Below are 24,619 nucleotides of genomic sequence, written 5' to 3'. Positions count from 1 at the left end.
TAACGAAAAACCCTTGGCCTCAAGCCAAGGGTTTTTTCGTTTCATGGGTTGGCCAATCGGTCAGGTGGGCAAGCGACTTTGCAGGGTCAGGCCGATTTCTATCAGGCGCTCGGCCAGTGCGGCGATGTTGCGGAACATGATGCCGCTGATGCGAGGTAGCGACTGGGCCCAGATGTAAACCTGGCCATCCCTCCTGCGATTGACCACTGTCCGGACAATATTGCTCGCGCTGTTGCGACGCACCAACGTGTACGTGTTGTTTTGTGCCTGTTCGATCAGAAACATACCGTTGCGATGCAGAAGCTTTTCCAGGGATGCCTCAGTCCATTGCGGCGCCGCTGTTTCGATCTGCAAGCGCAGATCAGCGAAAAGCACGTCGGATGAGTTGCGCGTCGTTGCTCCGTTATCAAACGGACCGCGAGCGACTTTCAACCCCGGATCGATGCCTGTCTCCGCCACTTCGCTCGGCGAAACCTCTTCAATCCGCAAACCGATGCCGCCCCTGAGTTCGCTTATTCCAGGCAGGTTTCTGAACGTATTGATGTTCGTCGCCTCGATCAGAGCTGCCCATTTACCCGGTCCGTTGAGGATTTCGTCACCCCACATGATCTGCGAGGCGAGCCGGGCGTGGATCATCTGCTCCTCGATCGAGGTAAGCGGTATCTTCAGTTTGTAGCTGTGCACGGTCTCGAGGCCGTGGGTCCTGATGCCATTGGCCTGGGCGGTCTTGACCAGTTCGAGAAGGTCGAACCGGCCTTCAGGGTCGGTACCCAGGCTGGACAGGTAGACACGAAGATCCTCGGACATCTCTCCCGACAAGTAGAAGTCATTGAGATCTGCCTGGGCGAAGTCACTCAGCAAGCCACGGACGTACAGGGTTTTGATATGCCGCGCGAACGCGGGCATGTTCTCGATCATGAAACGCATGCTGGCGATACGATCGAAGGTTTCACCGACGACCAGCCCTTGGCTATTGGCAAAGATGCGATCGATCAACTGAGTTGTCTGCATTTGCGGGCTGACCTGAGGAATGACCGGCCGCACGGGCAGATTGGTCCAGTTCAGCTCCGAGTAATATTCCTTGGCTTCATTGAGCAGTGCCGCGCGTCTTTCGCTGAAATAGGCTGCATACGTGTCGGCGGGTGCACGATTGCCCCGGTTTGCACTGGAGAGCTCGGCGAAAGTCTCTGGCAAGTTCATTGCCCATCTTCTCATTCTGGCCATGTCCATCCCGACGATATCGTCAAGGGGGGTTACCAGGCGCAACGGGCGCGCAACCGGCGAAACCGGCTGGACGAGTGGCAGCTCCGCCGACGGCGTTGCCGAAGCCGGCGTCGAGGTCAGTTCATCCTCCGGCAAACACGCCTTGCCCACACATTGGCCGCCTCCACGCAAACGCAGCGCTGGCATACGTTCCCATTTGCCGCCACTGCCCAGACGTACTGGCAAAGAGTACGCGAACTGATTGGGGCGCTCGGGATTGACGATGGCCCAGTTGCCAGTGCCTTCAGAGTCGGCAAAATAGCGCACGTAATACGCTACGCCATCCATTTCGATGGCATAGGCCGGCTCTTTGTCGAGGCGGTAGATGCCTTCGAATTTTCCCGGGACCGCCTCAGCGGAACGTTGTGCAAGCAGTTCGTTGCACCGATAACGGCCGGGAATCCCTGGCAACGCCGAACCTTGCCTTGCCGCCGCCATGCTCAGGTGCTCAGAGGCGGTGACGGATGTCGTCTCGCGGGGTATTTCGTTCGTCAACTCATCCGTCGCCGCTTCAATCGTCGTGGCCGGTGGAAGCTTTGCAGGCGGCAGCAAGGGCGTGTCAGCCGACGTGAACTCGATCAGCCCGAGCATTTCCTGCGCTTCGGCAAACTCGACCTGAGGTCCTACCTCCAGTTGCGCGCCCGTGCCGATCAGGAACGGGACGTTGAAGACAATTTCGATAGCGTTGAGCACCGCGCCGGTAACGCCGGCTTTGCGTTCGGTGGCCGTCGAGCCGTTGATGGCCTGATCGATGTTCAAACCCATGTTGGCGATGCTGGCGCCAATCAGGGGCAACGCCACCGGCCAGCCTACGGCCGCCATAGGGCCGAACACCTTGAGGCCGGCAGTCAGATAACCCATCCAGAGTTTCTTGCGCAGGTCACTGTTGGACGTGAGCACCAGATGCGCTTCGGCAACCATCGCCGTGCGAGTCGATTCGCTTAACCAAGTGAATGCGTCACCGCTGATCGCGACATTGCTGCGGTTGACCATGTGGTGATCGCTGTGGCCCCAGGTGTGGACCAGGCGATTCATCAGATCGGTGAGGTTTTCGGACATGTGATTGCTGTCGGCCAGCGCGAAGTGCTTGAGAAACGCCGGGCGCTTGTCCTCGGCATTCATCTGCTCAAGCAACCACCAATGCAGATCGGCCTCGTTGTCCATCAAGCGAAAGGCCTGGGCCTCGCCGGGCAAATAGAGGGTCTGTCGACCATTGGTTTCTACCAGACGCAGCACATTGGTGGCGACGTGACCATCGAGATCCAGCGCGCGTACTTCAGCGCCGACCGGGTATGTCGCTCGGAGCATTGGCAGGGTGACAGGCCAGGTAACGGGGCCGACTACCGAATCGACGATGCGCTGAAAATCGGTCCCATCAAGGTCGCCCTGTTGCAGCGCCTGCACGGCCTGGCTGAGGAAATTGCACTTTGCCAACGCACGGAAATCCTCCGACGCGGTTTGCCAGAATTTCGTCAATTGACCGGTGTAGCGAGCGCTGAAGTCGACATCCCAGAACACCTTCAGCACGTCGCTGCCCAGCAAGCGCACTTCATTGCTCTGATTGAAATTCTCTGCTTGCGGGCCATCCGAATAAAAGCCGCAATAGAGGCCGAGCAGGTCTGCATTGTCCTGGTCGGTGGCACGAAAACGATGGATGACCAGTTGCGTGAGGGTGAGCGTTTCGTAAGGCTTTTCCAGCAAGTGTTCCCAACCGGTAAAGGTCAGCGTGCTGCTCTGCGCCGTTTTGAAACGGTGGAAATAAATCTCGTCAGGGTCAAGGCCGGACAGACCTTTGTCCGCGAGCAGTTCGTTGGCCACTTGCCGGGCCGCATCAAGCAGGCTCGGGCAGGTCTTCACGATCGTTGTGGCGATGGTTTTGAGGGCGTTTTTGTCCGCTGCGTTTGGCAGCAGACGGCGTTCGGGAGCGGTCATGTGTTCTTTCATCCTTGAGGAACAAAGACTGAGCATGACCGATTGGCCCAAGGGGGGTGTGTTAGCCAGCTATCGCAAGTTGCGTTACAAAAGATGTTCTCGTCAGCGCCGCGCCACGTCCGAAAAATAAAACTTGTCCAGCGTATGCCGCGATTCGGTGTATTCGAACTGGCGGCCGTCCTGCAGGAAGGTCTGGTTGCTGACCACGATGACGTGGCTCTGGCCGTCGAGGTCCAGGTGTTGTTGGTCGTCCCTGCTGCACGCAACTGCTTCGATGGTGCGCTGGGCGTAGGCAATCTGCAGTTGCAGGGTCTGTTCGATGTGGGCGTAGATCGAGTGTTCGGCGATGTCTGCAGACAGGTCGGGAATCACCGTGCTGACGAAATGGTTGATGTCGAGAATGACGCGTTTGCCGTCGATGCGCCGTACCCGTTTGATGCGGGTGATCGGGCTGCCGGGCTCGGCATTGATGTGTTCGAGCAGCGTACCTTCCAGCGGAACCTGGCACATCTCCACCACTTCGGTGCTGACGTCGTTGCCCAGGCGCGGGTGGGTCTCCTGAAAGCTGACGATGCCGCCGAGCTGGAACTCGATCGGGTTGGTCGACAGCACGAACGCGCCTTTGCCGTGAATCTTCTGGGCGAAACCGCGCTCCTGCAGTTGATCGATGGCCTTGCGCACCGTGCCACGGCTGGCCTGATAGGTGTCCATCAATTCGGTTTCCGAAGGCAGCCGGGCGCCGCGCTCCAAGCGTTGGGTGGTGATGCTGGCAAGCAAATCGCTGTAGATCTGATTGTATTTGCTCATGACTGGGCTCTGTGCCGACGGTGCTCAAAACCCCGAACCTTAAGGGTAGGGTAGGGCTTTGTCCATGCGGAGGACGGAAAACGGCTTAAGTCAGAGTAGGAAAAATCCTTGCTGATCTGACGTTCATCCACTCACACAAACTCGTACAGACGAGTTGTTGCATTAACTCGTACAGACGAGTATTTTTCCTCTCGGCGTGCTGCCAATAACAACAATCCACGACGGAAGAACAAGCATGAGCCATGACTATCCGAACATCGCCAGGGAGCTGCTGGAAAGCCTCGGTGGCAGCGATAACATCGAGCAGGCGGCGCATTGCGTGACGCGTTTGCGCCTGGCGTTGAAAGACCCCGCGCGGGTCAATGTCGCCGCACTCAACGGCGTCGAGCTGGTCAAGGGGTCGTTCTTCACGGGTGGGTTGTATCAGGTGGTCATCGGCCCGGGCGACGTTGAAAAGGTCTACGCCGAACTGAGGCAACAGACAGGCCTCGCGGCATCGACCATCGCCGACGTTAAACAGAAAAGCGCCGAGAAGATAAACGCCATGCAGCGGCTGGTGCGGGTGTTTTCCGATGTGTTCATGCCGATCCTGCCGGCGCTGATCATTGCCGGCCTGTTGATGGGCATCAACAACCTGCTCGGCGCCAAGGGCATGTTCATCGAGGGGCAGACCCTGCTCGATGCCTATCCCAACCTCGATGGCTTGTGGAGCCTGATCAATCTGATGGCCAACACCTCGTTCGTGTTTCTGCCGGCACTGGTGGGCTGGTCGGCGGCCAAGCGCTTTGGCGGCAGCGAAATCCTCGGCATCGTTCTCGGTCTGATGCTGGTGCATCCGGACCTGCTCAACGCCTGGAACTACGGCAAGGCCGTTGCCGGGCTGGACGGGCAGCAACTGCCGTATTTCGACATCCTCGGCCTTTTCCAGGTGGAAAAGGTGGGTTACCAGGGGCAGATCCTGCCGATTTTGCTGGCGGCCTATGTGATGAGCGTGATTGAAAAATGGTTGCGCGCACGTGTGCCCAATGCCGTGCAACTGCTGGTAGTGCCGATCACCACCATTGTCGTCACTGGCGTGCTGGCGCTGGCGATCATCGGCCCGGTGACCCGGCATATCGGCATCTACATTACCGAAGGGCTGGTGATGCTCTTCGATCTGGCGCCGCTGGTGGGCGGTCTGATTTTCGGTCTGTTGTATGCGCCTTTGGTGATCACTGGCATGCACCACATGTTCCTCGCGGTGGATCTGCAATTGATCTCGAGCCAGGGCGGCACCTTCATCTGGCCGATGATTGTCATGTCCAATCTGGCGCAGGGCAGTGCGGCACTGGCGGTGTTCTGGATGACGCGCAATGCGCGGGACAAGAGCATGGCCTCTACCTCGGCGATTTCCGCCTACTTCGGCATCACTGAACCGGCGATGTTCGGCGTCAATCTGCGCTACAAGTTTCCGTTTTACGCCGCGCTGGCCGGTTCGGCGCTGGGTTGCATGTTCCTCTCGCTGAACAAGATCCAGGCCTCGGCCATCGGTGTTGGCGGCCTGCCCGGTTTCATTTCGATCATGCCGCAGTTCATCCCCATGTTCGTCATCGGGATGCTCATTGCCATGCTCGTGCCGTTTGCCCTGACCTGCGTGCTGAGCATGAAGATCGTCCGGCCGGGTTACCGGGTGGCCTGAAATCAAAAGATCGTCCGATCGCGGCCCGAGCCTTCGGCAGCTCCTACACGGTTCCTGACATTCAAGAGGAAAATCCGCCATGCAAGACTGGCAACGTTCGGTGATCTACCAGATCTACCCGAAAAGCTTTCACAGCCATGCCGGCAACGCCACCGGCGACCTGCTCGGCATCGTTGCCAAGCTCGATTACCTGCAATGGCTGGGAGTCGACTACCTGTGGATCACGCCGTTTCTGCGTTCGCCGCAGCGCGATAACGGCTACGACATCAGCGACTACTACGCGGTCGATCCGAGCTACGGCAGCATGGCCGACTGTGAACTGCTGATCGCCGAAGCGGGCAAGCGCGGGATCAAGCTGATGCTCGACATCGTGGTCAACCACACCTCGATCGAGCACGTCTGGTTCCAGCAGGCACGCAGCAGCCTCGACAATCCCTACCGCGACTTCTATATCTGGCGCGATCAGCCGAACAACTGGGAATCCAAGTTCGGTGGATCGGCCTGGGAGTACGAAGCGCAGACCGGCCAGTACTATCTGCACCTGTTCGATCACACCCAGGCCGACCTCAATTGGGACAACCCCAAAGTCCGCGACGAAGTGTTCAAGATGATGCGCTTCTGGCGCGACAAAGGCGTCGGTGGCTTCCGCCTGGATGTGATCAACCTGATCTCCAAACCGGCGGACTTTCCCGAAGATGACAGCGACGGTCGGCGCTTCTACACCGACGGGCCGAATGTGCACACCTACTTGCAGCAAATGCACCGCGAAGTTTTCGAGGGGCACGATCTGATCAACGTCGGCGAGATGTCCTCGACCCGCCTCGAACACTGCATTCGTTACTCCAATCCGCAATCGCAAGAACTGTCGATGACCTTCAATTTTCATCACCTGAAGGTCGATTACCCGAATCTGCAGAAGTGGGTGCGCGCCGATTTCGATTTCCTCCAGCTCAAGCAGATTCTCTCCGACTGGCAGACCGGCATGCAGGCGGGCGGTGGGTGGAATGCGTTGTTCTGGTGTAACCACGATCAGCCGCGCGTGGTCTCGCGGTTCGGCAATGACGCTGAATACCGCGAGCTCTCGGCGAAGATGCTTGGCACGGCGCTGCACTTTCTGCAGGGCACGCCGTTCGTTTATCAAGGTGAAGAACTGGGCATGACCAATCCCGGCTTCGAGAGCATCGAGCAGTACCGCGATGTCGAGACCCTGAATATCTTTCGCCTCAAGCGCGAGGCCGGGGCGAGCGAACTCGACAACATGGCAGCGATCATGCAGAAGTCCCGGGACAACGGGCGCACGCCGATGCACTGGCACGCCGGGCACAACGCCGGTTTCACCCGTGGCGAACCGTGGATCGGCGTGCCGGCCAATGCCGCGCAGATCAACGTCGCGCAGCAGCTCCACGACCCGGAATCGGTATTGCATCACTATCGACGCCTGATCGCCTTGCGCCGCACTGAAGCGCTGATCTCCGACGGCGTATATCGTCAGCTGCTGCCGGAGCATCCACAGGTCTGGGCCTACCTGCGCGAGGGCGCAGGTGAACGTCTGTTGGTAGTGAACAACTTCTATGGCACCGCGTGTGACGTCGAGCTACCGCCGCTGATCAACGAGTCCATGGAGCAGCGCCTGTTGATCAGCAACCACCCGGACTGTCCGAAACGCACGCGGTTGCTGCACCTGCGACCTTACGAATCCTTCGTTCTGCACCTGACCGACCCCTGATCACTAACTGAAAAACAACTTTTAAAAAAACACGCAGAACGCTGCGCGGGGGATTTGTGCGCGCTGAATTCCTGCGACCACACAATAAAAACAATGGGTGGCATATGAAAAAAACCATGAGTTACAGCCTGGCAGTCGCCGGATTTTGTCTGGCAATGCCTACGTCTTCACAGGCGCTGGAGTTTGGCGGCTATCTGCGCAGCGGTGTCGGTACTTCGGTCAACAGCAGTGGCCAGTCGTGTTTCCAGTTGCCCGGCGCGCAGACCAAATATCGCCTCGGCAACGAGTGCGAGCAGTACGGCGAGCTCGAGCTGCGTCAGGATCTGTACACCCTCGACGACGGTTCGGTGCTGAGCGTCGACGGCATGGCGTCGCTGTACAACCGTTACGATCGCAGCCCGACATTCAAAGAGGACAATGGCTCGATTCGCTTGCCCCAGGCCTACGCACAGTGGTCGGCGATGCCCGCGCTCAATGGCGGTTCGCTGTGGGCGGGGCGGCGCTACTACAAACGTAACGACATCCACATTTCCGATTACTACTACTGGAACCAGAGCGCCACCGGCGGTGGTATCGAAGACGTGTTGATCGGTGGCTTGAAATACAGCTACGCCTTTTCACGCAAGGACAACCTTTACCAGAAGGATTACATCAACCGGCACGACTTCAACGTCGGCGGTTTCAACAGCAACCCCGGCGGTGAACTGGAGTTTGGCCTGAGCTACATCGACAAGCCCGACAGCCGCGACGCCCACCGTGGCTGGGCGATCACCACTCAGCACGTGCAGCAGGATTTTTTCGGCGGCAAGAACAAACTGGCGCTGCAATACGGCGAAGGGCCGGGCACCGGGTTGGGCTATACCGGTAACGTCAGGCTCGATGACCGCAACAAGAGCTATCGGATCGTCGAGTTCTTCGACTGGCAAGTGACGCCGCGTTTTGGCGGGCAAGTGCAGGCGGTGTATCAAAAGGATATTCGTCAGGGTGGCGCCGACCAGAACTGGCTTTCGCTGGGTGTGCGCCCGGCCTACGCATTGAGCGAGCAGTTCAAACTGGTGACCGAACTGGGACACGATCAGGTCGAGGCGGCGGACGGCACGCGCAAGCTGAGCAAGTTCACCTTCGCGCCGACGTGGTCACCCAAAGGCCCGGAATTCTGGGCGCGACCCGAGGTGCGTCTGTATTACACATATGCCAGCTGGAACCAGGCGGCCAAGCGTGCCGCCAACCTGTTGGCCAAGGGCTCGGCGCTGTCCGATACGGGCGCCTTCGGCAACGCGCGGCACGGCGCCAATGTCGGCTTGCAGGTTGAATACTGGTGGAAATAAGCAAAGCGGCTGCGACCGCTCATTCAATCAATACAAGCTCAGGTGATGTCATGGCCACACCCCAACAATTGCAGCTGCTGGCTCCTTTATCCGGCGTGCTGATGGCGCTGGACCAGGTGCCCGACCCGGTGTTTGCCGGGCGGATCATCGGTGACGGCCTGTGCATCGACCCGACGTCCTCGACGCTCTGCGCGCCGCTGGCCGGCGTGGTCAGTGACGTGCAGGCCAGCGGGCACGCGCTGACCATTACCAGTGATGCAGGTGTGCAGGTGCTGATGCATATCGGTCTGGACACGGTGAATCTCGCGGGTAAGGGGTTCATCCGCCGTGTCGAGGCAGGGCAGCGGGTCGCAGCGGGGCAGGCGCTGATCGACTTCGACGCTGATTACATTGCCCTGCATGCGCGCAGTTTGTTGACCTTGATGCTGGTGGTCAGCGGCGAGCCGTTCGATTCGCTCGTCGGCTCGACCGGATTGGTGGAGGTTGGCCAGCCCGTGCTGGATGTCGGGGGCGGCGTATCGCCTGGCGAAAATCCCGCTGCGGCGCAAGGTGATGCGGTTTTCTCGCAGCCGATCAACCTGCCCAACCCCAACGGCCTGCATGCGCGCCCGGCTGCAGTATTTGCCCAAGCGGCCAAAGCGTTTTCATCGACGATCCATCTGCACAGACTGCAAGCACAAGCCAATGCCAAATCATTGGTGGCAATCATGGCGTTGCAAACGGCCCAGGGTGACAGCGTGCAGGTCAGCGCCGAAGGAGACGATGCCGAGGCCGCCGTCGAAGCGCTGACCCGCTTGCTGACCGAAGGCTGCGGCGAAGCTGTCACAGCGCCGGCGCCAGTCGAAGTCGTCGCCGCAGAAATGCCGAACATCCTGCGCGGTGTGTGTGCCTCGCCCGGTTCGGCACTGGGCCAGGTCATGCAGATCGTCGAAGCGACGCTCATGGTCAACGAGTTCGGCGCCGCGCCGCCGGTCGAACGGGAGGCGTTGAGCCAGGCACTGATCGAAGCCGACATGACCTTGCAGCATCTGCGCGACACCGCCAGCGGCGACGCGCAGGCGGAGATCTTCAGGGCGCATCAGGAACTGCTGGCCGACCCGAGCCTGCTGGACCAGGCCCAGGCCTTGATCGAGGAGGGCAAAAGCGCGGCATTTGCCTGGAAGACCTCCACCGAAGCCACGGCGGCGATGTTCCGTTCGCTGGGCAATGCCTTGTTGGCCGAACGCGCTGCGGATCTGGCCGATGTCGGCCAGCGTGTGCTCAAGCTGATCCTGGGTGTGCACGAGCAGACGCTGGAGCTGGCGGACGACACCATCCTCATCGCCGACCAGTTGACCCCATCGCAGACGGCAGGGCTGGATACGCGCAAGGTGTTGGGTTTCGCCACGGTCGGCGGCGGTGCCACCAGTCATGTCGCCATCCTCGCGCGGGCCTGTGGCTTGCCGGCGATCTGCGGCATGCCGATGCAAATGCTGACGCTCGACAACGGCACGCGGGTGCTGCTCGATGCCGACAAGGGCGAGTTGCAGTTGCATCCGGACGCCGAGTCCATCGACCAATTGCGTACGCGACATGCACAACAGCGCCAGCGCCATCAGCAGGAGCTGGCGCAGGCCAGCGAGGCGGCCTGTACCCGCGACGGTCAGCACATCGAAGTCACGGCCAACGTTGCCTCGCAGAGCGAAACCGCGCAGGCCATGGAACTCGGCGCGAATGGCGTGGGGCTGCTGCGTTCGGAGTTTCTCTATCTGGATCGCCAGCAAGCGCCGAGCCACGATGAACAGGTCGCCACCTATAGCGCCATCGCCCGCACTATCGGGCCATCGCACAATCTGGTGGTGCGCACCCTCGATGTCGGCGGTGACAAGCCGCTGGCCTATGTGCCGATGGACAGCGAAAGCAATCCCTTCCTCGGTTTGCGTGGCATTCGTCTGTGCCTTGAGCGACCGCAACTGTTGCGCGAACAGTTTCGGGCGATCCTGGCCTGCAGTGCGCTGACGCGTCTGCACATCATGTTGCCGATGGTCACCCATCTTGCGGAGTTGCGTCTGGCACGACAGATCCTTGAGCAGGAGGTGCAGGTGCTGGGGCTGACGCACTTGCCGAAACTGGGAATCATGATCGAAGTGCCCGCCGTCGCGCTGATGGCCGATGTGCTGGCACCGCATGTGGATTTTTTCTCCATCGGCACCAATGACCTCACCCAATACACCCTGGCCATGGATCGCGATCACCCGCGTCTGGCCAGCCAGGCGGACAGCTTCCACCCTGCGGTGCTGCGCCTGATCGCCATGACGGTGAGAGCTGCACATGCGCACGGTAAATGGGTCGGGGTTTGCGGCGCGATGGCTTCCGAACGCCTGGCCGTGCCGTTGCTGCTGGGGCTGGGCGTGGATGAACTGTCGGTGAGCGTGCCGTTGATTCCGGCGATCAAGTCGGCGGTGCGTGAGTTGAATCTGGCCGACTGTCGAATCATCGCCGAACAGGTTTCAAACCTGGAAGGCGCTGGCGACGTACGCGACGCCTTGCAGCGGTTTCATGAGGTGAAAGTCGATGGCTCGCCGGTAATGGAGAATTGAACATGTTCGACAAATTGCAGCAGACATTCTGGAAAGCGTTGACGCCGGATCTGGTGCCGGACGAGGTGCAAGTTGCCGCCGATCCGGTTGCCGGCTTGAGCGCGCAGATCGTCACGGCGTTGGGCGGTGTGGATAATCTCAAATCGCAGCAGCCGGTGGCGCTGACCCGGGTGCGGGTGGCGCTGCATGACGCGGCGCGTGTTGACCGTGAGGCGCTGAGTGTCGCCGGTGTGGCTGGCGTCATGCCGCTTGGTGACGGCGTGCTGCACCTGATCACCGGGCTGCGCGCGCAGGGCTGACAAGACGTGCGGCCGCAGGTCGCCCTTACTGTTTCTCAACTGCGGGTGTATCGTATTCGCCTTTTTGCGGATCCCTCGGGGTCTGTCGCTGATACGTGAGGTAGTTGAGTTCATGTCCTTTACCCGTCGCCAAATCCTCGGTGGCCTGGCTGGTCTTGTTGTCGTTGGCGTGGGCGCGGGAGGCGCTTCGCGTTACTGGCTGGGCAAGATGGCTGACGCTGAGGCAGGCCACGACTATGAACTGATCGCCGCGCCGCTCGACGTCGAGCTGGTGCCGGGGCACAAGACCGAGGCCTGGGCTTTCGGCCCGTCGGCGCCGGGTACCGAACTGCGCGTGCGCCAGGGCGAATGGCTGCGGGTGCGTTTCATCAATCATCTGCCGGTGGCGACGACCATTCACTGGCACGGCATCCGCCTGCCGCTGGAAATGGACGGCGTGCCTTACGTATCGCAGCTGCCGGTGCTGCCGGGCGAGTATTTCGACTATAAATTCCGCGTGCCGGACGCCGGCAGCTACTGGTATCACCCGCATGTCAGCAGCAGCGAAGAACTCGGACGCGGGCTGGTCGGGCCGCTGATCATCGAGGAGCGCGAGCCCACCGGTTTCAAGTATGAGAAAACCCTCAGCCTGAAGAACTGGCATGTCGACGAACAAGGCCAGTTCGTCGAATTCAGCATCCCCCGCGAAGCGGCCCGTGGCGGTACCGCCGGGCGTCTGTCGACGATCAATGGCGTGCCATTGCCGGTGATCGATCTGCCGGCCGGGCAGATCACCCGGGTGCGCTTGCTCAACCTCGACAACACCCTGACCTACCGCATCAACATTCCCGGCGTCGAAGCGAAGATCTACGCGCTCGATGGTAATCCGGTCGAACCCCGGCCATTGGGCAAGGAATACTGGCTCGGCCCTGGCATGCGCATTTGCCTGGCGATCAAGGCGCCGGCGGCCGGTGAAGAGTTGTCGCTGCGCAACGGCCCGGTACGCCTGGGCACGCTGCGTTCGGTGGCCAATACGGACGCGCCGACGGACTGGCCGAAAGCGCTGCCGGCCAACCCGGTGGCCGAGCCGGACCTGGCCAATGCCGAGAAACTCAACTTCAATTTCGAATGGGTCGGCTCGGTCTCGGTGAACACCGAAAACGGCAAGCCGCCGAGCCTGTGGCAGATCAACGGCAAGGCCTGGGACATCACCGACAAGACCTGCGCCGATCGACCGATCGCCAGTCTGAAACTCGGCCAGAGCTATATTTTCGAACTGAAGAACATGACTCAATACCAGCACCCGATCCACCTGCACGGCATGAGCTTCAAGGTGATCGCGTCGAACCGGCACAAGGTCGTGCCGTATTTCACCGACACCTATCTGCTGGGCAAGAACGAGCGTGCGCAAGTGGCGCTGGTGGCGGATAACCCGGGGGTGTGGATGTTCCACTGCCATGTCATCGACCACATGGAAACCGGCCTGATGGCCGCGATCGAGGTGAAGTGATGCGCCAGATTCGCCCGGCGGCGATCATCGACCGCAGCCGCGACCGCGACTTCATGCGCGAAGCCCTGACCCTCGCCGCACAAGGCGCGGCGCTCGGCGAAGTGCCGGTGGGCGCAGTGCTGGTGCAGGACGGCGAGATCATCGGCAGCGGCTTCAACTGCCCGATCAGCACCAGCGACCCGAGTGCCCACGCCGAAATGGTCGCGATCCGCGCCGCCGCGCAGGCCGTGGATAACTATCGCCTGCCGGGCAGTACGCTGTACGTGACGCTGGAGCCGTGCAGCATGTGCGCCGGGTTGATCGTGCATTCGCGGGTGGCGCGGGTGGTGTATGGCGCCCTGGAGCCCAAGGCCGGGATTGTGCAGAGCCAAGGTCAGTTTTTCACCCAGGGATTTTTGAATCACCGGGTGTTGTATGAGGGTGGGGTGTTGGCTGAGGAATGTGGCGCAGTGTTGACCGAGTTTTTCCGCGCTCGCCGCGCCAAAAGCCCCTCACCCTAACCCTCTCCCAGAGGGAGAGGGGACTGACCGAGGTGGATGGGCCAAGTCCGCCGACCTGAAATACCGAGTCGAACTCAAGTTTTGAAAGCAACAATCAGCTCCCTCTCCTTGGGGTGGAGGGAGAGGGGACCGACCGAGTTGAATGGGTGAAGTCCGCCGACCTGAGACTCCGAGTCGAATGCAAATTTTGAAAAGCCCAGAGATCTGCTCCCTCTCCCTGGGGAGAGGGCTGGGGTGAGGGGTAGGCTCACCGCGATCATCAGGGAATTACGCTTACTTCTTCGCAACAATCACCGCACGCATCGGCGCCGGCAGCCCTTCGATGGTTTTGCTGTGATCCGCGGGATCAAGAAAATCGCTCAGCGACTGATACTTCATCCACTCCGTCCCGCGCTGTTCCTCGACTGTCGTGGTGCTGACATCCACACAGCGAATATCGGTGAATCCCGCGCGGCGCAGCCACAATTCCAGCGCCGGCACCGACGGCAAGAACCACACGTTGCGCATCTGCGCGTAGCGGTCTTCCGGCACCAGCACCTGGTGCTTGTCGCCTTCGACCACCAATGTCTCCAGCACCAGTTCGCCGCCCTTGACCAGGCAATCCTTCAGGGCCAGCAAATGCTCGATCGGCGAGCGGCGGTGATAGAACACGCCCATGGAGAACACGGTGTCGAAACCTTCCAGATTCGCTGGCAAGTCTTCGAACGGGAATGGCAGGTGCCAGGCATTCGGCTCTGACAGGTAACGCTGCACCGCCTGGAACTGGCAGAAGAACAGCCAGTTCGGATCGACGCCGATCACGCTGTCGGCGCCGGCACCGAGCATGCGCCACATGTAGTAGCCGTTGCCGCAACCCACGTCGAGAATGCGTTTGCCTTTCAGATCCAGATGCGGCGCCACGCGCGACCACTTCCAGTCCGAGCGCCATTCAGTGTCGACGTGCACGCCAAACAGATCGAACGGCCCTTTGCGCCACGGCGACAGGCCCATCAGTGCGGTGCGCATCTGTGCGCGAGTGTCGTCGTCGCAATCGGTGTCGAGTGTCAGGCCGTTGAGCAAGTCGACTTCGCTCGGCTGAATCTTCGGCAAGGCATCCAGCGCACTTTGCCAGCGCTCCAGGTCGCCGTGGCCTTTTTCCATTTTCTTGTCGAGTTGACGCTGCAGGGTGTTGGCCCAGTCGGCCAGCGGAGTACCGGCCAGACGGCGGGCGAGGGGGGACAGATCAATCATGGCAAGGCAATCAACGAGGCAAAGTTAAGACACTGGAACCACGGCACGACTTTCGAGAACCCGGCGGCCAGCAGGCGTTCGCGGTGTTCTTCGAGGCTGTCGGGTTTCATGACGTTTTCGATGGCGCTGCGCTTCTGGGCGATTTCCAATTCGCTGTAGCCGTTGGCGCGTTTGAACGCGACGTGCAGATCGGTGAGCAGCGCGTGCTCTTCGGCATCATTGAAGCGCAGCTTCTCCGACAGAATCAGTGCGCCGCCGGGCAACAACGACTGACGAAGGCGCGAGAGCAGCGCGGTGCGCTGATCCGGGGCGATGAATTGCAGGGTGAAGTTCAGCGCCACCACCGAGGCGGGCTGGAACTCCAGCGCGAGGATATCGCCCTCGATCACTTCGACCGGCAGCAATTCCTGAAACATCGAGTCCTGACCGTTAAGGTATTCCCGGCAACGCCCGACCATCGCCGCCGAGTTATCCACAGCGATCACCCGGCAACCGTCGGTGCGCACATGGCGGCGCAGGGCTTGAGTCACTGCGCCGAGCGAGGAACCAAGGTCGTAGAGCACGCTGTTCGGTTGAGCGAACTGCGCCGCGAGCACGCCGAGGTTCTCGACGATGGTTGGATAACCCGGCACCGAGCGCTTGATCATGTCCGGGAACACCCGCACCACGTCTTCATTGAAGGCGAAGTCAGGCACCTGGGCCAAGGGCTGGGCGAATAGGCGATCGGGTTCTTTGCTCACGGCGGTGTCCGGCGGTGTCGGTGGAAAGGGCCGGCATTTTAGCCAAAGTGGGGCGCGGATGCTTGGGTTGTCTGATAAAGCACCGAACGGGGGGTAATTCTCGCCGTCAGGCATATGGCTTTCGCGAGCAGGCCAGCGCTGTATCCCGCCGTCAGTTCACGGAAATGGCGCAATCAAAGGTTTCCACGGGCAGCACTTCTGGTGCCCAGGGTTGTTGCGAAGTCAGGCGCAAACGCCCGGTGCCCGCCGCAAATGCCTGGAAGCGCCAGGTCGACACACCTGCAGCACCGACCACGCCGGCGTCTTCCGGGTTGCTGTAGACCTCCGGGCTGAGCGCGCGCAATACGCCGCCAGCGGAATCCTGGATTGCCCAGCGATAGCCCGTGGTCGGGTTGCTCGGCAGGGAGATGATCAGGTTTTGCCCGGTCGTGAGCCGCACGGGGCATTCGCTTTGTTTTTCCACGGTCACGTTGTGTTTCGGTTGCGTGGCGCAAGCGGCCAGCAAGCAAAGGGCGAGGGGGAGAAACAGGCGGGTGGGGGACATGGGTCAGCGGCTCCGGCGGTTACGACGAACGGCGAGCATAACTGAAGATGAGACAAAGTGTGACAGTCAGGGAGAGCGGTGGAGCAACAGCTGACGCCTTCGCGAGCAGGCTCGCTCCCACAGTGATCAGCAGTGTCGAAACTTTTTGTGTTCACTGCATCACCCTGTGGGAGCGAGCCTGCTCGCGAAAGCGGTATAGCAGGCACTACATGATCATCAGAACAGCACCTTCGCCACATCGGCAAACCGCTTGGCAAAGTGCACGGTAATCCCTTCCTTCAGATAATCCGGCAATTCCTCGAAGTTACCCCGGTTCGGCTCCGGCAGAATCAATTCGAATATCTTCTGCCGGCGCGCCGCGATCACCTTCTCGCGCACGCCGCCGATCGGCAGCACATGCCCGGTCAGGGTCAATTCGCCGGTCATCGCCACGCCTTTTTTCGGCGGTTGATTGCGTGCGAGGGAGAGCAGGGCGCTGGCCATGGTCACGCCGGCACTTGGGCCATCCTTCGGCGTCGCGCCTTCCGGCACATGCAGGTGGACGAAGGCTTCGTCGAAGAACTTCGCATCACCGCCAAACTGCTTGAGGTGCGAGCTGACGTAGCTGTAGGCGATTTCTGCCGATTCCTTCATCACATCGCCGAGTTGCCCGGTGAGCTTGAACCCACGGTTAAGCGTATGAATCCGCGTGGCTTCGATCGGCAGGGTCGCGCCGCCCATGCTGGTCCACGCCAGGCCGGTGATCACCCCGGTGCCGGACAGCACTTGTTCATTGCGGAACACCGGGTGCCCCAGTGACGCTTCGAGGTCTTTCGGGCCGAGTTTGATCACCGCTTTCGGGTCGTCGATCAGCTTCATCACCGCTTTGCGCACGAGTTTGCCCATCTGCTTTTCCAGCTGACGCACGCCGGCTTCTCGGGCGTAGCCGTCGATCAGGGCTTTGAGCGCGGTGTCGCTGATGCTCAGGCTGCCTTTCGACACGCCGGCCTTTTCCAGCAGCTTCGGCCACAGGTGCCGCTTGGCGATGGCGACTTTCTCTTCGGTGATGTAGCCCGACAGACGAATCACTTCCATGCGGTCGAGCAGTGGGCCGGGGATCGAGTCGAGGGTGTTGGCGGTGCACACGAAGAGGACTTTCGACAGGTCCATGCGCAGGTCGAGGTAGTGGTCGAGGAATTCGACGTTCTGCTCAGGATCGAGGGTTTCCAGCAACGCCGAGGCCGGGTCGCCCTGGTAGCTCTGGCCCATCTTGTCGATCTCGTCGAGCATGATCACCGGGTTCATCACTTCGACGTCTTTCAACGCCTGCACCAACTTGCCCGGCTGTGCGCCGATGTAAGTGCGGCGGTGACCCTTGATCTCGGCTTCGTCGCGCATGCCGCCGACGCTGAAGCGGTAGAACGGCCGGCCGAGGGATTCGGCGATGGATTTGCCGACGCTGGTTTTACCCACGCCCGGCGGGCCGACCAGCAGCACGATCGAGCCGCTGATTTCACCTTTGTAGGCACCGACGGCGAGGAATTCGAGGATGCGATCCTTGATGTCGTCCAGACCCGCGTGGTGCTTGTCGAGGACTTTGCGTGCGTGCTTGAGGTCGAGTTTGTCTTCGCCGTACACGCCCCACGGCACCGAAGTGGCCCAGTCCAGGTAATTGCGCGTGACCGCGTATTCCGGCGAGCCGGTTTCGAGGATCGACAGTTTGTGGGATTCTTCTTCGAGGCGTTTCTGCACCTGCGCCGGCAGGGTTTTGCCTTCGAGGCGCTGCTGGAACTGTTCGAGGTCGGCGCTGCGGTCGTCCTTGGTCAGGCCGAGTTCCTGCTGGATGACCTTGAGTTGTTCCTTGAGGAAGAACTCGCGCTGATGCTCGCCGATCTTGCGGTTAACTTCGGCTGAGATCTCTTTTTGCAGGCGCGCGACTTCGACTTCCTTGCGCAGCATCGGCAGGACTTTTTCCATGCGCTTGAGCATCGGCACGCAGTCGAGCACTTCCTGCAGCTCGGGTCCGGTGGCGGACGTCAGGGCGGCGGCGAAGTCGGTCAGCGGCGACGGGTCGTTGGGGCTGAAGCGGTTGAGGTAGTTCTTCAGCTCTTCGCTGTACAGCGGGTTGAGCGGCAGCAGCTCCTTGATCGCATTGATCAGCGCCATGCCGTAGGCCTTGACCTCGTCGGTTGGCTCGGTGGGCTGGTGCGGGTATTCGACTTCGACCAGATACGGCGGGCGGTGATGCTTGAGCCAGGTCTTGATGCGCACGCGGCTCAGGCCTTGGGCGACGAATTGCAGTTTGCCGTTCTCGCGGCTGGCATGGTGGACTTTGACCAGCGTGCCGTATTCGGGGAGGGCGCCGGTGTCGAAGTGGCGCGGGTCTTCCTGGGGCGTGTCCATGAAGAACAGGGCAAGGGAGTGGTGTTCGGATTTGCTGACCAGTTCGAGGGTTTCGGCCCACGGTTCTTCGTTGACGATGACCGGCAGGACCTGGGCCGGGAAGAACGGGCGGTTGTGGATCGGGATGATGTAGACCTTGTCCGGCAGGTTTTGCCCGGGCAGCGCCAGCCCGGTGCCGGAGGAGGTGTGTTCGATGTGGTCGGTTTCGTAGTCGTCGTGGTTGTCCGGGCGATCTTGCTGGTCGGTCATGGGGCACCTGCGCAATGGGGTATGGGGTGTTAGATGGGGCAGGGGTGGGGTGGTTTCAATGGGGCGGGTGTGTTTCTGCTTGTGTTCAGGGGGCCTTGGCGGCCTTTGGGCCGGCCATGCTCTGGGGGATTGTGTGAATATCCGTTTTTTTGGGGGTTGCGGCTGGCGGTTTCGCCCTTACGGCGAGTCCCTTTTGGCAAACGCCCCAAAAGGAACCAAAAGGTCTTCGCCCTGACGTTCGGCCCGCTCGCTGGGGCTCGGGGTTCCTTCGCTACGGGATCGATCCTGGCGCAGCGGCTCCGGTTTGCTTCGCTGCACCTACACTCGCTGTGTCCGACTGCGTCGTACGGTCGCTGCGCTCCCACGCCCGGATCCATCCCTCCGCTCAGCCTGCCGACGGGCTCCAGGATCAAAAGCGGAACTCGAGCTAACGCTCATCGTGTGTAGGAGCTGCCGAAGGCTGCGATCTTTTGATTTTGATTTTTGTTTTGTGTAGGAGCGAGCCGGCTCGCGATAGCGACGTGTCATGCAGCGTAGATGTTGAATGTGCTGACGCCTTCGTGAGAAAACTCACTCTCACAGGGTAGCTTTGGTGACTCTGAAAACAGCATGCACGATAAGACGATGTCTCTCGAGAGTCATCTTCAATTCAACGGTTAATTCATAGATCAGAATTGTTTGCGGTTTATTTCGAACTGGTCTTGAGCTCCTGTAATTTCTGACAGTAGACATATTTGTCGGTTGCCCCGAGATTAATCAGGCGCCCTTAGGCGTCAGGATGAATGCCAATCTCCGACTTCAAGGAATCAACCGTGAGTTATACAGATTCGAAATACAAGGATTACATCATTCGCGAATATTCTTCTGACACTCCGGGACTGCATTTTCGGGTGATCTATGACGCGACAGATGAGAGTTTTTTGCTTGAGACCCGCAAACAGGCCGAGCAATTGATCAATGATCGATTGGAGCGGATGAAAAGTGGTGGGAAAGCTTTTTGAGTCAGCCGGGTTAACGCTCGACCTGTGTAGGAGCTGTCACACGCTGCTCCTACACAAGGTGGGTTGGCAGTTATTTGCGGGGATTTCGTGGTTATCCAGAACGCGGTTCACGGCCAGTTCGGCGCGCATGATCACTTGCTGAATCGCCAGGATGGTATCTCGCTGCGGACTGTCCATTGTGGGAGTGAGCCTGCTCGCGATAGCGGTGTGTCAGGCCCAAAGTTGCTGTCTGACACACCGCTATCGCGAGCAGGCTCACTCCTACAGGTTTTGTGAACCGCTTCAAGATTTCATGCACAAAAAAGGCGATGTCCCTCACGGGACATCGCCTTTTTTTACCGCTCGCTAACGCTTATTCAGACAGTTTGTACGCAATCACATAGTCACCCTGCTTGGTGCCCAGCGAGCCGTGACCGCCGGCGACGACGAGCACGTATTGCTTGCCGTCCTTGCCGGTGTACGTCATCGGTGTGGTTTGCGCGCCGGCTGGCAGGCGGCCTTCCCACAGTTGCTTGCCGTTTTTCACGTCGTAGGCGCGCAGGTACTGGTCGAGGGTGCCGCTCAGGAAGGCCACGCCACCTGCGGTGGTGAAGGTGCCGCCCAGGCTCGGTACGCCCATGCTCAGCGGGATCGGAACCGGCGAGCTGTCGCGCACGGTGCCGTTTTTGTGCATCCAGATGGTTTTGCTGGTGGTCAGGTCGACCGCTGCCACATAACCCCACGCTGGCGCCTGGCATGGCAGGCCCATTGGCGACAGCAGCGCTTCGAGGATCACGCCGTATGGCGCGCCCTTGTTAGGCTGCACGCCTTCGGTTTCGCTCTTGCGACCCGGGCCGCCGGCAACTTCTGCTGCTGGAACCAGTTTCGAACGGAACGCCATGTAGCTCGGGTTGACGAAGGCGATCTGGCGCACCGGATCGACTGAAATGCCGCCCCAGTCGAACACGCCGAAGTTGCCTGGATACACGATCGAACCTTGCAGCGACGGCGGAGTGAACGGGCCGTCATAACGCAGGGATTTGAAGTCGATCCGGCAGAGCATCTGGTCGAATGGCGTCACGCCCCACATGTCGCGCTCTTTGAGTGGTGGCGGCATGAAGTTGAGGTCGGACTTCGGTTGGGTCGGCGAAGTGTGGTCGCCTTCCACCGCGCCTTGCGGCACCGGGATTTCGTTGATCGGCACGATGGCTTTGCCGGTGCTGCGATCCAGTACGTAGATGCTGCCCTGCTTGGTCGAAGCCAATACCGCTGGCTTGACGCCGTCAGCGGTTTTGATGTCCATCACGGTGGGTTGACCACCGACGTCCATATCCCACAGGTCATGGTGGGTGAACTGGAAGTTCCAGCGCACCTTGCCGGTGGCGATATCCAGCGCAGTCAGGCCCGCGGCGTGCAGTTCCGATTCAGGTGTACGCATGCCACCGAACTGGTCCGGGGTCTGGTTGCCCATCGGCAGGTAGAGCATGCCGAGTTTTTCGTCGACGGCAAACATCGACCACATGTTCGGCGAGTTGCGCGTGTAGGTCTTGCCTTCGGCAATCGGCGCGGTGTCGTCCGGGTTGCCGCTGTCCCAGTTCCACACCAGCTTGCCGGTGTGTACGTCGAACGCGCGGATCACGCCGCTAGGCTCGTCGGTGGAAACGTTGTCGGTGACGTGACCGCCAATCACCACCAGGTCCTTGGTGACCGCAGGTGGCGAAGTGGAGTAGTAACCGCCGGCGTTGAAGCCGCCGATGTTGGCAGACAGGTCGATCTGACCCTTGTCACCGAAGTCTTCGCACATTTTGCCGGTGTCGGCGTTCAGGGCGATCAGACGGGTGTCAGCGGTTGGCAGGAAGATGCGGCGCGGGCAGGCGCTGGCCGGGGCCGGGCTGGCCGAACCGGTCGGGCTCTGCTCGGAAGCATAGACCGCGTCGTCGTGATAGCTCACGCCACGGCAGGTCATGTGCGCCCAGCCTTTGAAGTTGGCCGCGTTCTGTGTGCTCAGCTTCGGATCGAAACGCCAGATTTCCTTGCCGCTGTCCGGATCCAGCGCAATCACCTGGCTGTGCGGCGTGCACACGTAGAGCATGCCGTTGACTTTCAGCGGGGTATTTTCAGCGGTGGTTTCGCCCGGATCGTTCGGCCCCGGGATGTCGCCGGTGCGGTAGGTCCAGGCCGGCACCAGTTTGCTCACGTTGGCCGGGGTGATCTGCGCCAGTGGCGAGTAACGATCACCGTGGGCGCTGCGGCCGTAGGAGTTCCAGTCACCGTCGGGCATGGCCGGCGCGGTGTTGGTCATACCGTCGACGCTGTCGCGCTCCAGTTGGCCTTTGATTTCCCCAGGGTTGGTGAACTGACTGGCTACAGCGGTCAGGCCGGCCAGTACCACGGCTACGGTCAGCGCGCCGGTGCCCATCGGGGCAGGGCCGTTGAGCAGCAGCGGGCGGCGGAACCACGGCAGCAACATCACCAGGCCGAGGGCGAACAGCATTGCCAGGCGCGGCACCAGTTGCCACCAGTCCAGGCCAACTTCCCACAGCGCCCACACGGTGCTGGCGAACAGCACGATGGCGTACAAGCCCAGCGCCGCACGACGGCGCATCAGCAGCAGGATGCCGGTCAATGCGATGCCGATACCGGCCAGCAGATAGTAAAGCGAGCCGCCGAGCATGCTCAGCTTGACTCCCCCGGCCAGCATGGCCAGGCCCATCAGTAGAAGCAGAATGCCGAGCAGGCCCGGTAGCAGACGGCCCCGACTCGAAGCACTTTCGGTGCTCATAGTGTGATTCTCCGTGACGTTTATGTAGTCCCGCGCTGTAGTCACTTTAGATGACGATTTGGCGCAGGCATGGTTCAGATAAAAACTTATCCAGCTAATCAATTCCCATTTGTGGGAGCGAGCCTGCTCGCGAAAGCGGTGTGTCAGAAGGCTGATGTGCTGACTGACACGACGCCTTCGCGAGCAGGCTCACTCCTACATTGGTTTTGTGCAGATCTTTAGAACGACGACTGGATCTTGATCCCGCCGATCAGGGCGTCGTCGACGTCGTTCACGCCACCGGGGTGGCGGATGTATTGCAGGTTCGGGCGCACGGTCAGCCAGTTGGTGACGTGCACGCCGTAATACAACTCGGCGCTGTACTCGGTGTCCTGCGGTGGCAGAAAACCTGGGTTGTCGTAGTCGTAGATGGCGTTGGCGCGGTTAGTCATTTCGGCGTTCTTGCGATAGGCCGGGTTGACGTGGACGCGGGCCAGGGCGAAACCGATGTCGTCTTTGGCGCGGGCGTCGAATGGACCCTTGTAGGTCAGGCCGGCCTGCACGTAGTTGTCGATGGCATTGGTTTTCTTGTCGTGCATCGTCGCGTTGGCGAACAGACTCAAACCACGGCTGTTGTCGCTGGCGACACTGGTGACTTGCTGTTGCAGGCCCAGCCACACGCCGTGCTTGCTCGACGCGCTACGGTAGGCTTCGCCGCTCAGCGCTGCCGGCTGGTCATTGCGATCTTTATAGACATCCGAGGCCTTGGCGTTGCTGTAGTAATAACCGGCGCGGTATTCGCCCGGCAGGCCGTTGAGCTTCGGCGTCCACACCAGTTCGACCGGCAGGATCGCACCCTGGGTGCCGCTGCCGCTGAGTTTGAAACCGTTGCCGCGATCGAGGTTCGACGGGTTCTGCTCGTAAGCGCCGACCTGCGCGTACAGCTCCGGCGTCAGGTGATATTTGACCCGCAGCGCCCATTGGCTGACCGGCCAGTTGTACCAGATGCCACCGACCCAGTTGCCGACCTGGGAGCCGCAGAAGGCCAGGTTCTGGAAGTCGCAGGGGAAGCTGTTGAAATCTTCGCCCTCGCCGAACCGGCCAACCTTGATGTCGAGCGCCTGATCGAAGAATTTCTGCTGGTACCACATCTGCGTCAGGCGCGTGGTCTGGCCACGGCCCCAGACTTCCTGGGCAGAGGTGAAGCCGCCGACGCGCGGGTCGTTGATGCGGTCATTGCTGATGTTGTTGCCGCTGCGCTTGGTGATGGTCAACTGAAATTCGGCATCGTCCCAGCCGAGGATCTTCTGCAGATCCAGATGGGTGCCGAGGCCGAACTGGTCGCTGTAGCGCGCGGTGCGATCGTGGTCGTAGCCACCGTGCAGGTTGCTGCCCATTTCGCCGGTGTAATCGAGTTTGAACGCGTAGCCTTTTTCCGCGAGTGCTGTGCGTGTGCCGTTCCAGTCACCGAGCATGTACGGTGATTCACTGTCGAAGGCCGGGTTTGCCAAGGTGCAGGTGGCAAAACCAAGAGCGGTGCAGCCGCCAAGGGTGCGCAGAATGGAGATAGCGCTATCTCGGGAAGAGGAAAAATCAGCCATGAATAAGTCTTTTTTTGATGTTTTTCGGGTGCAGGCCGAACGCTTCAGATTGTCGCAGGCAGTGAAGCGTTTCAGCGGAAGGGCGGCAGGATAATGATCTGTAACAAATTGAGAAAGGTCTTTTGCAGACATGCAGCGTTTCGGATTCGGTAACAGTGCGGCAAACGGGCGCATTGTGAGTCGGGTCACAGCCTGCGATCTTTCCGGGTTGGCCTACATTTTCAGGAAGGCCTTCCACCCGCCCAGCCCCTCGGCTAAGGTGCGCGGCTTTACGCATTCCACTTTGCCCAAAGGCCCGGCATGAACGAACAGACTCCCGATCCGCTGCATGGCGTGACCCTCGAACAGATCCTCAATGCACTGGTCGCTCACTACGAGTGGTCGGGGCTGGCGGAGCGGATCGACATCCGTTGCTTCAAGAGCGATCCGAGCATCAAGTCGAGCCTGACCTTCCTGCGTAAAACCCCGTGGGCGCGGGAGAAGGTCCAGCGCCTGTACGTGAAACTGATGCGCACCAAGCGACCGCTCTGA

The 24,619-nt window shown here is 60.5% G+C and carries 17 protein-coding genes and 1 pseudogene; 9 read left to right on the top strand and 9 right to left on the bottom strand.

Annotated features, from left to right (window positions below; all coding sequences use genetic code 11):
* Positions 1–60: 60 nt before the first annotated feature.
* Entirely contained in the window at positions 61–3,195 is a 3,135-nt protein-coding gene (locus tag LIS66_RS21560) for a membrane-targeted effector domain-containing toxin (protein ID WP_227973013.1), read from the bottom strand.
* Between the two features lie 102 nt (positions 3,196–3,297).
* A complete protein-coding gene (treR, locus tag LIS66_RS21555; protein WP_227973012.1) occupies positions 3,298–4,002 on the bottom strand; it encodes a trehalose operon repressor in 705 nt (234 codons plus the stop codon).
* A 235-nt stretch (positions 4,003–4,237) separates the two neighbouring features.
* Between treR and treP the strand changes: the two genes are divergently transcribed.
* From treP to tadA, 7 genes are all read left to right on the top strand, one after another.
* The gene (treP, locus tag LIS66_RS21550; RefSeq protein ID WP_042608323.1) at positions 4,238–5,680 is read left to right on the top strand and encodes a PTS system trehalose-specific EIIBC component; all 1,443 of its coding nucleotides are present in this window, start codon (positions 4,238–4,240) and stop codon (positions 5,678–5,680) included.
* A gap of 79 nt (positions 5,681–5,759) precedes the next feature.
* On the top strand, positions 5,760–7,406 hold the full coding sequence (treC, locus tag LIS66_RS21545) for an alpha,alpha-phosphotrehalase (protein ID WP_042608322.1): 1,647 nt from the start codon (positions 5,760–5,762) through the stop codon (positions 7,404–7,406).
* A 104-nt stretch (positions 7,407–7,510) separates the two neighbouring features.
* Positions 7,511–8,734, top strand: a complete 1,224-nt coding sequence (locus LIS66_RS21540) for a maltoporin (RefSeq protein WP_227973011.1) — start codon at positions 7,511–7,513, stop codon at positions 8,732–8,734.
* A 50-nt stretch (positions 8,735–8,784) separates the two neighbouring features.
* Entirely contained in the window at positions 8,785–11,313 is a 2,529-nt protein-coding gene (ptsP, locus tag LIS66_RS21535) for a phosphoenolpyruvate--protein phosphotransferase (protein ID WP_227973010.1), read from the top strand.
* A gap of 2 nt (positions 11,314–11,315) precedes the next feature.
* A complete protein-coding gene (locus LIS66_RS21530) occupies positions 11,316–11,612 on the top strand; it encodes a PTS transporter subunit EIIB (RefSeq protein ID WP_227973009.1) in 297 nt (98 codons plus the stop codon).
* Positions 11,613–11,724: 112 nt separating this feature from the next.
* Positions 11,725–13,101 carry a multicopper oxidase family protein gene (locus tag LIS66_RS21525; RefSeq protein WP_065616645.1) on the top strand — a complete coding sequence of 459 codons (1,377 nt, stop codon included), beginning with the start codon at positions 11,725–11,727 and terminating at the stop codon, positions 13,099–13,101.
* Positions 13,101–13,601 (top strand): tRNA adenosine(34) deaminase TadA, encoded by a 501-nt coding sequence (gene tadA, locus LIS66_RS21520; protein WP_042608317.1) that lies wholly within the window; start codon positions 13,101–13,103, stop codon positions 13,599–13,601. Before LIS66_RS21525 ends, tadA begins: the two co-directional genes overlap by 1 nt.
* A 273-nt stretch (positions 13,602–13,874) precedes the next feature.
* Here tadA and cmoB read toward each other — a convergent pair whose 3' ends face one another.
* From cmoB to lon, 4 genes are all read right to left on the bottom strand, one after another.
* Positions 13,875–14,831, bottom strand: a complete 957-nt coding sequence (cmoB, locus tag LIS66_RS21515) for a tRNA 5-methoxyuridine(34)/uridine 5-oxyacetic acid(34) synthase CmoB (RefSeq protein WP_083353515.1) — start codon at positions 14,829–14,831, stop codon at positions 13,875–13,877.
* Positions 14,828–15,571, bottom strand: a complete 744-nt coding sequence (gene cmoA, locus LIS66_RS21510) for a carboxy-S-adenosyl-L-methionine synthase CmoA (protein WP_227973008.1) — start codon at positions 15,569–15,571, stop codon at positions 14,828–14,830. Before cmoA ends, cmoB begins: the two co-directional genes overlap by 4 nt.
* Positions 15,572–15,722: 151 nt before the next feature.
* Positions 15,723–16,115 carry a protease inhibitor I42 family protein gene (locus LIS66_RS21505; RefSeq protein WP_042608314.1) on the bottom strand — a complete coding sequence of 131 codons (393 nt, stop codon included), beginning with the start codon at positions 16,113–16,115 and terminating at the stop codon, positions 15,723–15,725.
* 216 nt (positions 16,116–16,331) lie between these two features.
* Positions 16,332–18,746, bottom strand: a complete 2,415-nt coding sequence (lon, locus tag LIS66_RS21500; RefSeq protein ID WP_042608313.1) for an endopeptidase La — start codon at positions 18,744–18,746, stop codon at positions 16,332–16,334.
* A gap of 812 nt (positions 18,747–19,558) precedes the next feature.
* On the opposite strand from lon, the gene LIS66_RS21495 reads away from it, so the two are divergent.
* Positions 19,559–19,747: a hypothetical protein gene (locus LIS66_RS21495; RefSeq protein ID WP_227973007.1), complete on the top strand. Its 189-nt coding sequence runs from the start codon at positions 19,559–19,561 to the stop codon at positions 19,745–19,747.
* A gap of 36 nt (positions 19,748–19,783) precedes the next feature.
* On the opposite strand, the pseudogene LIS66_RS28050 reads toward LIS66_RS21495, so the two are convergent.
* The 3 genes and pseudogenes from LIS66_RS28050 to LIS66_RS21485 form a co-directional block, all read right to left on the bottom strand.
* Positions 19,784–19,921: pseudogene (locus tag LIS66_RS28050) on the bottom strand (DUF6124 family protein); the annotation flags it as partial.
* A 178-nt stretch (positions 19,922–20,099) separates the two neighbouring features.
* A complete protein-coding gene (locus LIS66_RS21490) occupies positions 20,100–22,508 on the bottom strand; it encodes a glucose/quinate/shikimate family membrane-bound PQQ-dependent dehydrogenase (protein ID WP_227973006.1) in 2,409 nt (802 codons plus the stop codon).
* A gap of 218 nt (positions 22,509–22,726) precedes the next feature.
* The gene (locus LIS66_RS21485; protein WP_227973005.1) at positions 22,727–24,088 is read right to left on the bottom strand and encodes a carbohydrate porin; all 1,362 of its coding nucleotides are present in this window, start codon (positions 24,086–24,088) and stop codon (positions 22,727–22,729) included.
* A 300-nt stretch (positions 24,089–24,388) separates the two neighbouring features.
* Between LIS66_RS21485 and LIS66_RS21480 the strand changes: the two genes are divergently transcribed.
* Positions 24,389–24,619 carry a VF530 family DNA-binding protein gene (locus LIS66_RS21480; protein ID WP_227973004.1) on the top strand — a complete coding sequence of 77 codons (231 nt, stop codon included), beginning with the start codon at positions 24,389–24,391 and terminating at the stop codon, positions 24,617–24,619.

It is taken from the genome of Pseudomonas sp. HN2 (assembly GCF_020736465.1).
Taxonomy (GTDB): Bacteria; Pseudomonadota; Gammaproteobacteria; order Pseudomonadales; family Pseudomonadaceae; genus Aquipseudomonas; species Aquipseudomonas moraviensis_A.
The sequence above is the reverse complement of the archived record's forward strand: the minus strand, read 5'-3'. Positions and strand labels throughout refer to the sequence as shown.